At 66.7% G+C, this 13,700-nt stretch carries 16 protein-coding genes, 1 tRNA gene and 1 pseudogene; 13 read left to right on the forward strand and 5 right to left on the reverse strand.

Translation table 11 applies throughout. The features are described from left to right. Nucleotides 1-102: 102 nt before the first annotated feature. Complete coding sequence (locus tag AC10QF_RS14395) at nt 103-1,293, forward strand: glycoside hydrolase family 18 protein (protein ID WP_005417882.1); 1,191 nt, start codon at nt 103-105, stop codon at nt 1,291-1,293. Nucleotides 1,294-1,390: 97 nt separating this feature from the next. Beyond that, entirely contained in the window at nt 1,391-1,795 is a 405-nt protein-coding gene (locus AC10QF_RS14400) for a VOC family protein (RefSeq protein WP_005417880.1), read from the forward strand. 24 nt (nt 1,796-1,819) lie between these two features. Here AC10QF_RS14400 and AC10QF_RS14405 read toward each other — a convergent pair whose 3' ends face one another. From AC10QF_RS14405 to AC10QF_RS14415, 3 genes are read right to left on the reverse strand one after another with little or no spacing between them, the layout of a single operon-like run. Continuing rightward, nucleotides 1,820-3,379, reverse strand: a complete 1,560-nt coding sequence (locus AC10QF_RS14405) for a PepSY-associated TM helix domain-containing protein (RefSeq protein WP_053499249.1) — start codon at nt 3,377-3,379, stop codon at nt 1,820-1,822. A 10-nt stretch (nt 3,380-3,389) separates the two neighbouring features. Continuing rightward, on the reverse strand, nt 3,390-3,653 hold the full coding sequence (locus tag AC10QF_RS14410) for a hypothetical protein (RefSeq protein WP_005417876.1): 264 nt from the start codon (nt 3,651-3,653) through the stop codon (nt 3,390-3,392). Further along, nucleotides 3,653-3,949 (reverse strand): hypothetical protein, encoded by a 297-nt coding sequence (locus tag AC10QF_RS14415; protein ID WP_005417874.1) that lies wholly within the window; start codon nt 3,947-3,949, stop codon nt 3,653-3,655. The genes AC10QF_RS14410 and AC10QF_RS14415 overlap by 1 nt, the downstream gene beginning before the upstream one ends. 428 nt (nt 3,950-4,377) lie before the next feature. On the opposite strand from AC10QF_RS14415, the gene thrS reads away from it, so the two are divergent. The 11 genes from thrS to AC10QF_RS14470 all read left to right on the forward strand — a co-directional run bounded on the left by thrS (nt 4,378) and on the right by AC10QF_RS14470 (nt 12,828). Further along, a complete protein-coding gene (gene thrS, locus AC10QF_RS14420; RefSeq protein ID WP_005417872.1) occupies nt 4,378-6,279 on the forward strand; it encodes a threonine--tRNA ligase in 1,902 nt (633 codons plus the stop codon). Between the two features lie 48 nt (nt 6,280-6,327). Further along, nucleotides 6,328-6,870, forward strand: a complete 543-nt coding sequence (gene infC / locus AC10QF_RS14425; protein WP_080104334.1) for a translation initiation factor IF-3 — start codon at nt 6,328-6,330, stop codon at nt 6,868-6,870. A gap of 266 nt (nt 6,871-7,136) precedes the next feature. Continuing rightward, the gene (gene rpmI / locus AC10QF_RS14430; protein WP_005410436.1) at nt 7,137-7,334 is read left to right on the forward strand and encodes a 50S ribosomal protein L35; all 198 of its coding nucleotides are present in this window, start codon (nt 7,137-7,139) and stop codon (nt 7,332-7,334) included. 11 nt (nt 7,335-7,345) lie between these two features. Then, complete coding sequence (rplT, locus tag AC10QF_RS14435; RefSeq protein ID WP_005410435.1) at nt 7,346-7,705, forward strand: 50S ribosomal protein L20; 360 nt, start codon at nt 7,346-7,348, stop codon at nt 7,703-7,705. Nucleotides 7,706-7,898: 193 nt separating this feature from the next. Beyond that, complete coding sequence (locus tag AC10QF_RS14440; RefSeq protein ID WP_005417865.1) at nt 7,899-8,894, forward strand: phenylalanine--tRNA ligase subunit alpha; 996 nt, start codon at nt 7,899-7,901, stop codon at nt 8,892-8,894. Nucleotides 8,895-8,981: 87 nt separating this feature from the next. Further along, nucleotides 8,982-11,363, forward strand: a complete 2,382-nt coding sequence (pheT, locus tag AC10QF_RS14445; RefSeq protein WP_494542413.1) for a phenylalanine--tRNA ligase subunit beta — start codon at nt 8,982-8,984, stop codon at nt 11,361-11,363. Between the two features lie 27 nt (nt 11,364-11,390). Continuing rightward, nucleotides 11,391-11,690 (forward strand): integration host factor subunit alpha, encoded by a 300-nt coding sequence (locus AC10QF_RS14450; protein ID WP_005410432.1) that lies wholly within the window; start codon nt 11,391-11,393, stop codon nt 11,688-11,690. Further along, entirely contained in the window at nt 11,671-12,027 is a 357-nt protein-coding gene (locus AC10QF_RS14455) for a MerR family transcriptional regulator (protein WP_005410431.1), read from the forward strand. The genes AC10QF_RS14450 and AC10QF_RS14455 overlap by 20 nt, the downstream gene beginning before the upstream one ends. 68 nt (nt 12,028-12,095) lie before the next feature. Then, nucleotides 12,096-12,172 (forward strand) — tRNA-Pro (locus AC10QF_RS14460). Between the two features lie 117 nt (nt 12,173-12,289). Beyond that, nucleotides 12,290-12,490: a hypothetical protein gene (locus AC10QF_RS14465; protein WP_005417854.1), complete on the forward strand. Its 201-nt coding sequence runs from the start codon at nt 12,290-12,292 to the stop codon at nt 12,488-12,490. Further along, nucleotides 12,487-12,828, forward strand: coding sequence for a low molecular weight protein tyrosine phosphatase family protein (locus tag AC10QF_RS14470; protein WP_005417852.1), 342 nt, complete (start codon nt 12,487-12,489; stop codon nt 12,826-12,828). The genes AC10QF_RS14465 and AC10QF_RS14470 overlap by 4 nt, the downstream gene beginning before the upstream one ends. Here AC10QF_RS14470 and AC10QF_RS14475 read toward each other — a convergent pair. Further along, nucleotides 12,807-12,893, reverse strand: a pseudogene (locus AC10QF_RS14475) (GNAT family N-acetyltransferase); the annotation flags it as partial. The gene AC10QF_RS14470 and the pseudogene AC10QF_RS14475 sit on opposite strands and share 22 nt — an antisense overlap. Nucleotides 12,894-13,030: 137 nt before the next feature. Next, the gene (locus AC10QF_RS14480; RefSeq protein WP_005417847.1) at nt 13,031-13,546 is read right to left on the reverse strand and encodes a DUF3011 domain-containing protein; all 516 of its coding nucleotides are present in this window, start codon (nt 13,544-13,546) and stop codon (nt 13,031-13,033) included. Nucleotides 13,547-13,700: the final 154 nt, after the last annotated feature.

Here is a 13,700-nt window from a genome sequence, read left to right on the forward strand (position 1 = left end):
GTTGCACGGATCGCACCTGTCCATGGGACGACATGCCGCGATATCCGCACCACAGCCCCATCGGTTTGCTAACGTGACGGCGCCTTTGAACCGGGAGATCCCATGTTCCGCCAGACCGTGGCCGTCCTTGCCGTGCTGATTGCCGGTGCCCTGCCCATTGCCGCGCACGCAGCGCCCGCACAGCCGCCGATCTTCGGCGCCTACTACCCTGGCGGATCGGCCGAGCGCTATCCGGTGTCGAGCATTCCGGCCGAGCGCCTGACCCACCTGTTCTACGCGTTCTCCACCATCGAGGACGGCCGCTGCACGGTCGGTGCGGAAGCGCCGAAGAATTTCGCCGCACTGGCCGAACTCAAGAAGGCGCATCCGCACCTGCGCACGCTGATTTCGATCGGTGGCTGGGGCGCGGGTGGGTTCTCCGATGCAGCGCTGACCGAGGCCAGCCGCAGGCGCCTGGTCGATTCGTGCATGGCGCTGTTCTTCGAACGCCACGCCGGCAGCTTCGATGGCGTGGACATCGACTGGGAATTCCCGGTCAGTGGCGGACCGAAGGAGCTGGCGCATCGCCCGCAGGATCGCGCCAACCTGACCCGGCTTGCGCAGTCCTTCCGCCAGGCACTCGATGCACGCGGTCGCAAGGTGGGCCAGCCGATGCTGCTGACCGCCGCGTTGGCCGCCGGCCGCCTGCAGACCGACGGTCCCTATGATCCAGCGGCGAGCTACGACCTGCCGGCGCTGGCCAGGGTGTTCGATTTCATCAACCTGATGAGCTACGACATGGGCACCGGCTTTTCGTCGGTGTCGACCTTCAATGCGCCCTTGCATGAAGTGCCGGCCGATCCGCTGGCGCCGGAGCTGCGCCGCTGGAACAACGTGGCCGGCGCCGTGCAGTACTACCGTGAACATGGCGTGCCGGCCGACAAGCTGGTGCTGGGCGTGCCGTTCTACGGGCGCGGCTTCAAGGTCACCGGCGATGCACCGGACGGCCTGTATCAGCCCTACAGTGCACCGGCCGATGCCGGCGACTGGCGGGTGATCAAGGCGCGCTATCTCGACCAGCCGGGTTGGACCAGGCACTGGCAGCCGCAGGCGCAGAGCCCGTGGCTGTACAACGCCGGGCAGAAAATCCTCATCAGCTATGAGGACCCGCGTTCGATCGGCCTGCGTGCGCAGTTCGCCCGCGAGCAGGGCCTGGCCGGAGTGTTCATGTGGGAGCTGACCGGTGACGACGATCAGGCCAGCCTGCTCAACGCCATGCTCGGCCCGTGGCAGAAGGCTCGCATCGGCGATTGAGCACCGGGTGGCGCCGGCCGATGCCCGGCGCCATGCTGCAACGCCAGCGACCCGACACCGCACAGTGCGATGACGCCGGCGGCGCTACGCTTTGCGCATGATCCATCTCGAACGCCTGGACCACCTGGTTCTCACCGTCGCCGACATCGAACGCAGCTGTGACTTCTACCAGCGCGTGCTCGGCATGCAGGTCGTACGCTTCGGCGCGGGACGTAGCGCGCTGCAGTTCGGCCAGCAGAAGATCAACCTGCATCCGGCCAATGCGCCACTGCAGCCGCATGCGCTGCGACCCACGCCGGGGAGTGCCGATCTGTGCCTGGTCACGCGCACAGTGATGGTCGATGTGCTGGCACACCTGCAGGCGCAGGCCATTGTGGTGGAGGAGGGGCCGGTCGCGCGTACCGGTGCGCTGGGACCGATCGAATCAGTGTACTTCCGCGACCCGGATGGCAACCTGATCGAAGTGAGTCGTTACCCGGGCGAAGAGCGCCCGCAGCGGTAGCGCCGGCCCGTGTCGGGCGACGCTTCAGTTCGCCCAGACGCTGTTCGGATCGCCGTTGCGGGCGCGGCGCTGGCTGGCGACGGCCAGGCGGGCGAAGCCGAAGGCCATGGCCAGCGCGATGGCATCGATCCAGAACAGCGGCCACTGGCCACGCGCGGCGGCGCGCCACAGCCAGTCACCATTGAGTGCACCGTGCAGGACCGGCACCAGTGCAGTGCTGATCGCTGCGGCCCACAGCAGTTCGCGCGCGGCCTGCGCGGGGCGGCGCAGTGCAGCCCACAGCGCACAGGCTGCCCAGCTGCCGAAGCAGGCCCAGCGGATGCCGTGGTCGACCGCCGACGGTGCCAGCCGCTCCAGCACCAGTGCGGTGACGAACGCGACCGAGATCGCCACGCACAGGCCGATGCACACCCCGACCGTGGCCCGCGCCATGTTCACACCGGCACGTGGCTGTTGTGGCTGGCGACGCTTGCGCCGCGACTCGATCCACAGCAGGTTGCCGGAGTAGAACAGGAACGCACCGCCGAGGCCGAGCAGGAAGTACAGCCAGACCACCACGCCGTTGCCGAACTCACCGAAGTGCAGCGCGTAGGCGGCGCTGAGCGTGGCGTGGTTGGCGTCGCGCTGGCCCGGCAGCTGCGACGCGAGCAGGTTGCCGGTGGCGACGTCCAATGCCACGGCACCAAGCGGGCCGAGGGTGCCACTGGCCTCGCCGGTGATCTCGATCGTGGCGTTGGCATCGCCGCCATTGGCCAGCTTCAGGTAGGCCGGTTCAAAGTTGGCCACGCCCTGCGCGCGGGCCACTTCAAGTGCGCGCGCATGCAGCACGCGCAGGCTGCCCGGTGGTGCCGGAATCCCGCTGGCATCGCGCACCGGCGCAGTGTCCATCGCGGTCGGTACCGCTTGCAGCGCCTTGCCGTCGTAGATCAGCGGATTGAGCAGGGCCATCTGCACGAACACCAGGCACAGCAGGGCGCCCGTGACTGCGAACATCAGGTGGAAAGGCAGGCTGAGCACGCCGATCACGTTGTGCGCGTCCTGCCACAGCTGCTTCAGGTTGCGGCCCGGGCGCAGCGCGAACAGGTCGCCGAACAGCCTCGGCAGGTGGATCACCAGGCCGCTCAGCAGCGCCATGCCATACAGCAGGCTGACGATGCCCATCACATAGATGCCGGCCACCGGCAGGCCGAGGCTGTAGTGCAGTTCGTTGACCAGTTCTGCCAGTCCGGTCTGCGGCGGCGAGGGGCTGCCGGCGATCTGGCCCGGCCAGGCGTAGCGCCAGCTGCCGTCATCGGCCTGCCAGTACGCCAGGGGCTGCGGGTGTTCGGTGCCCGGGAAGGTCATGCCAACGTGGCGGCGGGCCTCCGGGTGTGTCGCCAGTACGTCTTCCAGCAGGTACTGCGCATCGTCCAGGCCCGCCGGCAAGGCGGTGGCTGCGCCCGGGGTCTGCCACAGCGGCAAGTCGTGATGGAACAGGGTCAGCGCACCCGCATAGAAGGCCACGAAAAGGCCGAAGCCGGCGACCAGGCCGACCCAGGTGTGCAGGGTGGTGAACGTGCGCAGCGTCTGCGAACTGAACTTCATGGGGGAGCTCTCATTGCACCGCGCCGGTCAGGCGCAGCAGCCCGAGCACGGCGAAGCCGGCCGCGGCGCTGCCACCCAGAACCAGCCAGGCGCGCAGTGCGCTGCGGAAGCTGAACGCCCACAGGGCGGCCAGCATCCATAACGGGGTGAAGGCGATCAGGGTCGGCACCAGTGCGCGCTGCCACGGGCCGGGCGGCAGCCAGGCCAGCAGGCCGGTGGCGGCGGCCGCAAGCAGGAAGCCAGCGATGATGCCGGCGATGGCGCGCGACCACATCACGGCGACTCCGTGCCCGGGCGATGCCAGGCGGCCAGCGCCGGCAGCAGCATCGCGGCGAGCATCCAGGTGCACAGCATCGCCACCAGACCGGCAGCGAAGCCGAGTTCGGCCATCCACAACCACAGGGCAGCAGCGGCGGCGACCAGGCCGATCTGGCGGCCGAGGCGACCGGCGCGGCGCAGGCGGGGCCAACGGCAGTGCGGCGAGGCGGCGTAGAAGGCCAGTGCCGAAAACATCGCTGCCAGCACGCCCAGGCTGCAGAAGCCCAGGGTGGAAAGGCCGACGGTGATCATTGCGGGCGGGCGCCGCGGCAGTGGGCCGGCGAACGCGGGGCACGGGCGGGGCCGGCGGGAGCCGGTCGGAGCGGGTGGCGCATCACGAGGTCCTGGGGGAAGCGGGCAGGCTGGCACGGGGCGGGCTGCGCGGACATGGTAATCATTGCGTTTTCACGCCGCCAGCGCCGGCCATTCAGCGGACCGCACGGCAGCCCTTGGGCTTTCCGGTGCGCTGGTTTAAGATCGTCGCAGACTCCTGACTGGAACAAGGTGGCCCGCGCCCAGCGCCGGCCGAGCGTGCGACATGAGCACTACCACCGCCCACTGTTGACCTGCCCCCGAAGGCCCTGCGTTCCAGGCGCCCTCGCGGCGCTTTTTTATTGCCCGGGCAACGGCCCGGGAACGCTTTCCAGCCCGCCCCGCGGGCCCCGCACGAAGCCAATGCGATGATCAACATTACCCTTCCCGACGGCAGCCGCCGCGAGTTCGAAAATCCCGTCAGCGTCATGGACGTCGCCCAGTCGATCGGTGCCGGCCTGGCCAAGGCCACCATCGCCGGTTCCGTCGATGGCGTGCTGGTCGATGCCAGCGACGTCATCGACCACGATGCCAGCCTGCGCATCATCACCGCCAAGGACGAGGAGGGCGTGGAGATCATCCGCCACTCCTGCGCCCACCTGGTCGGCCACGCCGTCAAGCAGCTGTACCCGGACGTGAAGATGGTGATCGGCCCGGTGATCGCCGAGGGCTTCTACTACGACATCTATTCCGAGCGCCCGTTCACGCCGGACGACATGGCCGCGATCGAGAAGCGCATGGGTGAACTGATCGCCCAGGACTACGACGTCATCAAGAAGATGACGCCGCGCGCCGAGGTGATCGAGATCTTCAAGGCCCGTGGCGAGGACTACAAGCTGCGCCTGATCGAAGACATGTCCGACGACATCCAGGCGATGGGCATGTACTACCACCAGGAATACGTGGACATGTGCCGGGGCCCGCACGTGCCGAACACGCGCTTCCTGAAGGCCTTCAAGCTGACCCGCATCTCCGGCGCCTACTGGCGCGGCGACGCGCAGAACGAGCAGCTGCAGCGCATCTACGGCACCGCCTGGGCTGACAAGAAGCAGCTGGAGGCGTACATCAAGCGCATCGAGGAAGCCGAGATGCGCGACCACCGCCGCATCGGCAAGCAGCAGGACCTGTTCCACCTGCAGGAAGAAGCCCCGGGCCTGGTGTTCTGGCACCCGAAGGGCTGGGCACTGTGGCAGGTGGTCGAGCAGTACATGCGCAAGGTCTACCGCAGCAGCGGCTACGGCGAAGTGCGCTGCCCGCAGATCCTGGACGTGAGCCTGTGGAAGAAGTCCGGCCACTGGGACAACTACCAGGACAACATGTTCTTCACCGAATCGGAGAAGCGCACGTACGCGGTCAAGCCGATGAACTGCCCGGGCCACATCCAGGTGTTCAACCAGGGCCTGCACAGCTACCGCGACCTGCCGATCCGCTACGGTGAGTTCGGTTCCTGCCACCGCAACGAGCCGTCCGGCGCGCTGCACGGCATCCTGCGCGTGCGTGGTTTCACCCAGGACGACGGCCACGTGTTCTGCACGGAAAACCAGATCGAGTCGGAAGTGACGGCCTTCCACCAGCAGGCGCTGGCGGTTTACCGGCACTTCGGCTTCGACGAGATCCAGATCAAGATCGCGCTGCGTCCGGAGTCGCGCCTGGGTGACGACGCCACCTGGGACAAGGCCGAAGGCGCGCTGCGCTCGGCGCTGACCGCCTGTGGCGTGGAATGGCAGGAGCTGCCGGGCGAGGGTGCCTTCTACGGCCCGAAGATCGAGTACCACCTGAAGGACGCGATCGGCCGTACCTGGCAGCTGGGCACCATGCAGGTCGACTTCATGATGCCGGGCCGCCTGGGCGCCGAGTACGTGGACGAGAACAGCCAGAAGAAGCACCCGGTCATGCTGCACCGCGCCATCGTCGGCTCGATGGAGCGCTTCCTGGGCATCCTGATCGAGCACCATGCCGGCCAGTTCCCGGCCTGGCTGGCACCGACCCAGGTGGTGGTGGCCAACATCACCGACGCCCAGGCCGACTACGTCTCGGGCGTGACCAAAACCCTTGCGGAGCAAGGCTTCCGCGTCAGCTCGGATTTGCGTAACGAGAAGATCGGCTATAAAATCCGCGAGCATACGTTGCAGCGCGTGCCCTACCTGCTGGTCATCGGTGACCGCGAGAAGGAGAATGGGGCTGTGGCGGTGCGTACGCGTTCTGGCGAAGACCTGGGCAGCATGAGCCTGCAGGCCTTCATCGAGCGGCTCCAGGCCGAGGGCGCGTAAGCAAAGGTCCGGTCCGGGCGCACAGGCACCCGGACCGGTTCGATACCCTTGGGAGAACGTAATATCAGCACCCCTGACAACAAACAGAACCGCAAGAATCAGGAAATCCGTGTGCCGCGCGTCCGCGTGATCGGCAGTGACGGAGAAATGATCGGCGTGTTGTCGCGCGACGAAGCGCTGTCCATGGCCGAAGATGAAGGCCTGGACCTGGTCGAGATCCAGCCGCAGGCCGATCCGCCGGTCTGCAAGATCATGGACTTCGGCAAGTTCAAGTTCGAAGCGCAGAAGAAGGCCAGCGAGGCCAAGAAGAAGACCAAGCAGGTCGAGATCAAGGAAGTGAAGTTCCGTCCGGTCACGGACGAGGGCGACTACCAGATCAAGCTGCGCAAGATGCGCGGGTTCCTTGAAGAAGGCGACAAGATCAAGGTCAACATCCGCTTCCGTGGCCGTGAAATGAGCCACCAGGAACTGGGTCGTGAAATGGCCAACCGGATCGAGGCCGATCTGGGCGAGGACATCGTCATTGAATCCCGTCCGCGCCTGGAAGGGCGTCAGATGGTCATGATGATCGCGCCGAAGAAGAAGACCTGAGGCCGGACGGGCCGCCTTCCGGGGCGCCTGGCTGAATGGTTCAGGATAAAGGGACGCCGCTGGCGTCCCTTTGCTTTTGCAGGATGCCGGTGAAGTGCCGGCGAAAGGGCTGCAGGGGCTGGTGGCAGGGCGGTTTTGCCTGTATCATGCCCGGCTCGACCCACCCAGGACGGGTCGTACGCCGATCATGGCAGGACGGAAAGAGCGGCCCAGGCCGCCGCCAGATCAGTCAGAAACCAGGGTCATATCCCATCAAGGACATTGCAATGCCCAAGATCAAGACCAACCGGGCAGCGGCCAAGCGTTTCCGCAAGACCGCCTCGGGCAAGTACAAGTGCGGCCACGCCAACCGTAGCCACATCCTCACGAAGAAAGCGACCAAGCGTAAGCGTAATCTGCGTCAGACGGGCCATGTCCGTGCAGAAGACGCAGGCCGTCTGGACCGCATGCTCCCTTACCTCTGAGGAACTGAAAAATGGCACGAGTTAAGCGTGGCGTACAGGCGCGTCGCCGCCACAAGAAGATTCTGGATCTCGCCAAGGGCTATTACAACGCCCGTCGCAAGGTCTTCCGCGTCGCCAAGCAGGCGGTCATCAAGGCACAGCAGTACGCCTACATCGGCCGTAAGCAGAAGAAGCGCAACTTCCGTTCGCTGTGGATCACCCGTATCAATGCGGCTGCCCGCATCAACGGCCTGAGCTACAGCCGCTTCATGAACGGCCTGCTGAAGGCTGGCATCACCCTGGATCGCAAGGTCCTGGCTGACATCGCCGTGCACGACGCAGCCGGTTTTGCTGCGCTGGCCGAAAAGGCCAAGGGCGCGCTGGCGGCATAAGTCCTTCCCGATGCCGTAACCGTTCACTCGGAACGGTGTCAGGTCAAGGCAATGCATGGGGAAGGACGCAAGTCCTTCCCCATTCTTTTTTGGGTTCCGGCGAGGCCATGGCGGCAGCGCGGGGACGGCGGTGGCGACAGGGGTCGGCCCTTCGCGCATCGCGATGGCAGATCGACTGGAGTTCCGGCCCCCCATGAGCGACATCCAATCCCTCACCACCCAGGCGCTGGCCGATGTGGCCGCCGCACAGAGTCCCGACGTGCTGGAACAGCTGCGCGTGGCCCTGCTTGGCAAGAGTGGCAGCATCACCTCGCAGCTCAAGCAGCTCGGCGCCCTGCCGGCGGACGAGCGCAAGGCCGCTGGTGAAGCGATCAACCAGGCCCGCGACGCGCTGACCCGCGCGCTGGGCGAGCGCAAGGCGCTGCTGGAAGACGCAGCGCTGGATGCGCGCCTGGCCGCCGAAGCCATTGACATCACCCTGCCGGGCCGCAACGGCGACCGTGCCGGCCTGCACCCGATCACCCGCACCCTGGAGCGCATCACCGGCATCTTCGGCCGGCTGGGCTACGAGCTGTCGGAAGGGCCGGAGATCGAGGACGACTGGCACAATTTCGAGGCGCTGAACTTCCCGCCGCACCATCCGGCGCGCGCCATGCACGACACCTTCTACTTCGGCGACGGCCGCCTGCTGCGCACGCACACCTCCGGCGTGCAGGTGCGCTACATGGGCGACCACGCGCCGCCACTGCGCATGATCGCCGCCGGCAAGGTGTACCGCAGCGACAGCGACCAGACCCATTCGCCGATGTTCCACCAGGTGGAAGGCCTGCTGGTGGACGAGCATTCGACCTTCGCCGACCTGAAGGGCACGCTGGCCGAGTTCGTGCGCGCGTTCTTCGAGCGCGACTTCGAGATGCGCTTCCGCCCCAGCTATTTCCCGTTCGTGGAGCCGGGCGCGGAAGTGGACATTGCCTGGCAGCAGCCCGACGGCAGCACCCGCTGGCTGGAAGTGCTGGGCTGCGGCATGGTCCATCCGAACGTGCTGCGCAACGTCGGCATCGATCCGGAGCGCTACACCGGCTTCGCGTTCGGCATGGGCGTGGAGCGTTTCGCGATGCTTCGTTACGGCGTCAACGATCTGCGCGCGTTCTTCGAGAACGACGTGCGATTTCTGAAACAGTTCGCGTAAGCCGCAACCATGTAGAGCCGAGCCATGCTCGGCTGCTCCTAAATTCGCAGGCCCAGGCGCATGCGCCGGGCCCACCAGGGTGACACCATGAAATTCTCCGAAAACTGGCTGCGCAGCCATGTCCCGACCGGCGCCTCGCGCGATGAACTGAGTGCAGTGCTGACCGCCATCGGCCTGGAAGTGGAAGAAGTGACCGCGCTGGGCGAAGGCCTCGATCACGTGGTCGTGGCGCGCATCGTCGAGGCCGTGCGCCATCCCGAAGCTGATCGCCTGCAGGTGTGCAGGGTCGATGCCGGGCAGGGCGAACTGCTGCAGATCGTCTGCGGCGCACCGAACGCGCGCCCGGGCCTGGTCGCGCCGCTGGCCATGGTGGGTGCGCAGATCGGCGAGCTGAAGATCAAGCCGGCCAAGCTGCGCGGCGTCGAGTCCAACGGCATGCTGTGCTCGGCCAAGGAGCTGGGCCTGGACAACGATGCCTCCGGCCTGCTGGAGCTGCCCGATGACGCGCCGGTCGGCCAGGCCCTGGTCGACTACCTGCGCCTGCCGGACGCCAGCATCGAGATCAAGCTGACCCCGAACCGCGCCGACTGCTTCAGCCTGCGCGGCATCGCCTATGACGTCGCCGCCGCCACCCGCAGCGAAGTGCTGGACTTCGCTGCCGAGGCCATTCCGGCAGTCGGCAGCCGTGAGCTGAGCATCCAGCTCGACGCCGGCGCCGAAGCGCCGCGTTACCTGGGCCGTGTCATCGAGGGCGTCAACGCCGCCGCCAAGACTCCGTTGTGGATGGCCGAGCGCCTGCGCCGCAGTGGCGTGCGTCCGGTCTCGCTGCTGGTCGACATCACCCAGTATGTGATGCTGGAGCTGGGTCAGCCGATGCATGCCTACGACCTCGGCACCCTGCAGGGCAGCATTGCCGTGCGCCGTTCGCGCGCGGGCGAGACGCTGAAGCTGCTGGACGGCCGCGATGCGGCGCTGGACGACAGCTTCCTGGTGGTCACCGACGCCGATCGTGCTATCGGCCTGGCTGGCCTGATGGGCGGCTTCGACACCCGTGTCACCGACGCAACCACCGCCGTGTTCCTGGAAGCCGCGCACTTCGCGCCGGCTGCGATCATGGGCCGTGGCCGCAAGCTGGGCCTGCACACCGATGCCGGCCACCGCTTCGAGCGCGGCGTCGATCCGGCGCTGCCGCGCATCGCGATCGAGTACGCCACTCGCCTGGTGCTGGACCTGGCGGGCGGCACCCCGGCGCCGGTTACCGAGGCCGTGCGTGAAGCCGATCTGCCGCAGCCGGCAACCATCGTGCTGCGCCGTGCCCGCATCACCCGCGTGCTCGGCATCACCATCGACGATGCGGAAGTCGAGCGCATCCTGCGCGCGCTGGGCATGGACGTGGTTGCTGCTGCCGACGGCTGGCAGGTGGTCGCGCCGAGCCGCCGCTTCGACATCGCCATTGAAGAAGACCTGATCGAAGAGCTGGCCCGCATCCACGGTTACGAGCAGATCCCGACCACGCTGCCGGGCGGTGCCGCCCGCGTGGCGATGCCGAGCGAGACCCAGCTGGACGCGCTGAGCGTGCGCCGCCAGCTGATCGCCCGTGACCAGCAGGAAACCGTCAATTTCGCCTTCGTCGACGATGCACTGCTGGCCCAGTGGCAGCTGCGCGACGGCCTGGTGCCACTGGCCAATCCACTGTCGGCCGAACTGGCGGTAATGCGTCCGTCGCTGCTGCCGGGCCTGGTCGCCACACTGGGCCGCAACGCCGCCCGCCAGCTCGGCCGCGTGCGCCTGTTCGAGCTCGGCCGCGTGTTCGCCCAGCAGGCCGGAGATGGCCAACCGGCACCGCTGGAAACGCCGCGCGTGGCGGCAGCTGTCTGCGGTGACGCGCAGGCGGTGCAGTGGGGCCTGCCGACTCGCAAGGTCGACTTCCATGATCTGAAGGGCGACCTGGAATCGCTGGCGGCTGCCAGTGGTGCGGTACTGGAGTTCCGCCCGTCGGCCCGTGCCTACGGCCACCCGGCGCGGTCGGCCGAGGTGTACCGCGATGGCGTGGCGATCGGCTGGATCGGCCAGATCCACCCGCGTCTGGCCAAGGCGATGGATATCGAGGCCGATGTCTACGCCTTCGAGCTGGATCTGGAACCGCTGACCGCCCGTCGCCTGCCACGTGCCGGCGAGCTGTCGCGCTTCCCGGCGGTGCGTCGCGACCTGGCGTTCCTGGTGCCTGAACAGGTGGCCTGGGCCGATCTGGCGGCGACCGTGCGCCAGGCCGCCGGCCCGCTGCTGCGCGACCTGAACCTGTTCGACCGTTACGTCGGCCAGGGCGTCGAGCCGGGATTCAAGAGTCTCGCTATGGGCTTGATTTTGCAGGACAAGTCGCGCACTCTGACGGACCGCGACGTGGATGCGGTGGTGGCCGAGGCGGTCACTGCCATCGAGCGTGAACACCACGCCCGGATCCGCGGCTGAGCGGGCGGCACTCGGGGGTAGCAGGCAATGGCATTGACCAAGGCGGAGATGGCGGAAAAGCTGTTCGACGAAGTCGGTCTGAACAAGCGGGAAGCCAAGGAATTCGTCGACGCGTTTTTCGATGTGCTGCGTGAAGCATTGGAACAGGGACGTCAGGTGAAGCTGTCGGGCTTCGGCAATTTCGATCTGCGGCGCAAGAACCAGCGCCCGGGTCGCAACCCGAAGACCGGCGAGGAAATTCCGATTTCCGCCCGTACGGTGGTCACCTTCCGGCCGGGCCAGAAGCTCAAGGAGAGGGTGGAAGCTTATGCTGGATCCGGGCAGTAACCGCGAACTACCGCCGATCCCGGCCAAGCGCTACTTCACCATCGGTGAGGTCAGCGAGCTGTGCGACGTCAAGCCGCACGTCCTGCGCTACTGGGAAACCGAGTTTCCCAGCCTTGAGCCGGCCAAGCGCCGAGGCAACCGCCGCTACTACCAGCGCCATGACGTGCTGATGGTGCGGCAGATCCGCAGCCTGCTGTACGAACAGGGCTACACCATCGGTGGTGCACGCCTGCGTCTGGACGGCCCCGATGCCCGCGAGGAATCGGCGCTGAGCAACCAGATCATCAAGCAGGTACGCATGGAGCTGGAAGAAGTGCTGCAGTTGTTGCGCCGCTGATCCCATTTCCATCGTAATCCGCTATACTTCACGGCCCGCCGCACTGGCGGGCACATCGCAGCATCAGTCGGGGCGTAGCGCAGCCTGGTAGCGCATCTGCCTGGGGGGCAGAGGGTCGTCGGTTCGAATCCGGCCGTCCCGACCACTGTGATGAATCAAGAAGCCCGCGCAGCGATGCGTGGGCTTTTTTGTGCGTGCGGTGTATGCTGCGCGCTACTCGTACTACCGCGGCTGCTGAACCCGGTACTCACGAGAACACATCATGGAATCTGCAAGAAACCGTGCCTGGCGTCGCAGCCAGGCCCGCAATCGTGGTGGCGACCGCGCCACGACCGCCTACCGCTACAAGCCCGAGAAGAGCTGGAAGCTGTTGTATACGCGCGATGCCAAGCTCGCGCGTGCACGCCAGCTGGGCTTCACCTATCCGGTCCTCAGCGCCCGGCAACTGCAGGAACAGGAATGATCAACCTGCTGTTCGTCTGCAGCCGCAACCAGCTGCGGAGCCCGACCGCCGAAGCCATGTGGCGACGGCGGCCCGGCTTCAACGCGCTGTCGGCCGGCACCAGCCCGCATGCACGACGCCCCATCGGCCCGGCGGATATCCGCTGGGCCGATGTCATCTTCGTGATGGAGGCCAAGCACCAGCATCGCCTGCGGGCCGCATACGCGCGCCTGCTGGAACACAAGCGCCTGCATTGCCTGGACATCCCCGACGACTATCGCTGCATGGATCCGGTGTTGATGGACCTGCTGGACGCAAAGGTGACCACGTATCTCGATCAGCTGCCGGAAAAGCGGTAGATCAGCTCCGGATCGCCTTCGTCCAATCCATGCCCGATGCCGCTGTCGATGAAACCCGAGGCGGGCATCACCTCGCGGATATGCAGCATCGTCGAGGAAGGATCGGGTGGTGCCATCGCAGGCTCCTGGACTGGATGCGCCCAGTCCATCGATCACGTCGGCCGTGTCTGCGTATCCGCCAAAGCCAGCGTGTGGTCGGCAGTCAATACACGCGGAACTCGGCACGGCAGCCGTCGCTGACCCACACCCCGCGGCGGTCCCAGCCCCAGTTGCGGTCCTCGACGCACGGCGTCACCGACTTCTGCTTGACCAGGCGCACTTCATGGCGCACCCGGATGCGGCATTCCTTGTCCTTCTGCTCGTAGGACTCGCAGACCAGGCGCTCGCCGTCGTCATCCCGATCACGATCCCGGCCGCGCCCCGGCCAGCGGCCGCGTCCCTGTTCGTCTGCCACGAACTCAGCGCGGCAGCCTTCGGTGACCCAGAGCATGCGGCGGCTCTGGCCCCAGTTCTGGTCCTCGACGCAGCGGGTGACCGACAGCTGCCTGGCCATGCGCATGCGGCCTTCGATCGGGCACTGCTGGGTCTTGTTGAACTGCGACTCGCAACGCAGCGGCGGAATGTGATCGCTGTCGTAGTCCTGGGCGGCCACCGTGGTGGCCACCAGCAGCAGGGCCAGGGCGGAGGTGGCAATGGGCGGCAACAGGCGATGGGTCATGGAGAGCCTCGGCAGGGGGAATGGGCCGCAAGAATGGACCAGCCCGAGGCCGTCGGAACGGATCGTTCCGGCGCTGGCTCAGTGGGGATTTAGTAGTGCGCACCGGCCCATGCAGGGCCTTACATCCCTTATCATCGCGGCACATCCGATCGCA

It is taken from the genome of Stenotrophomonas maltophilia complex sp. Om-AH-Sm3, from assembly GCF_059337855.1.

Coding starts and splice junctions, on each gene's coding strand:
- AC10QF_RS14395 (WP_005417882.1), top strand. CDS start 103: ATGTTCCGCCAGACCGTGGCCGTCCTTGCCGTGCTGATTGCCGGTGCC.
- AC10QF_RS14400 (WP_005417880.1), top strand. CDS start 1,391: ATGATCCATCTCGAACGCCTGGACCACCTGGTTCTCACCGTCGCCGAC.
- AC10QF_RS14405 (WP_053499249.1), bottom strand. CDS start 3,379: ATGAAGTTCAGTTCGCAGACGCTGCGCACGTTCACCACCCTGCACACC.
- AC10QF_RS14410 (WP_005417876.1), bottom strand. CDS start 3,653: ATGTGGTCGCGCGCCATCGCCGGCATCATCGCTGGCTTCCTGCTTGCG.
- AC10QF_RS14415 (WP_005417874.1), bottom strand. CDS start 3,949: ATGATCACCGTCGGCCTTTCCACCCTGGGCTTCTGCAGCCTGGGCGTG.
- thrS (WP_005417872.1), top strand. CDS start 4,378: ATGATCAACATTACCCTTCCCGACGGCAGCCGCCGCGAGTTCGAAAAT.
- rpmI (WP_005410436.1), top strand. CDS start 7,137: ATGCCCAAGATCAAGACCAACCGGGCAGCGGCCAAGCGTTTCCGCAAG.
- rplT (WP_005410435.1), top strand. CDS start 7,346: ATGGCACGAGTTAAGCGTGGCGTACAGGCGCGTCGCCGCCACAAGAAG.
- AC10QF_RS14440 (WP_005417865.1), top strand. CDS start 7,899: ATGAGCGACATCCAATCCCTCACCACCCAGGCGCTGGCCGATGTGGCC.
- pheT (WP_494542413.1), top strand. CDS start 8,982: ATGAAATTCTCCGAAAACTGGCTGCGCAGCCATGTCCCGACCGGCGCC.
- AC10QF_RS14450 (WP_005410432.1), top strand. CDS start 11,391: ATGGCATTGACCAAGGCGGAGATGGCGGAAAAGCTGTTCGACGAAGTC.
- AC10QF_RS14455 (WP_005410431.1), top strand. CDS start 11,671: ATGCTGGATCCGGGCAGTAACCGCGAACTACCGCCGATCCCGGCCAAG.
- AC10QF_RS14465 (WP_005417854.1), top strand. CDS start 12,290: ATGGAATCTGCAAGAAACCGTGCCTGGCGTCGCAGCCAGGCCCGCAAT.
- AC10QF_RS14470 (WP_005417852.1), top strand. CDS start 12,487: ATGATCAACCTGCTGTTCGTCTGCAGCCGCAACCAGCTGCGGAGCCCG.
- AC10QF_RS14480 (WP_005417847.1), bottom strand. CDS start 13,546: ATGACCCATCGCCTGTTGCCGCCCATTGCCACCTCCGCCCTGGCCCTG.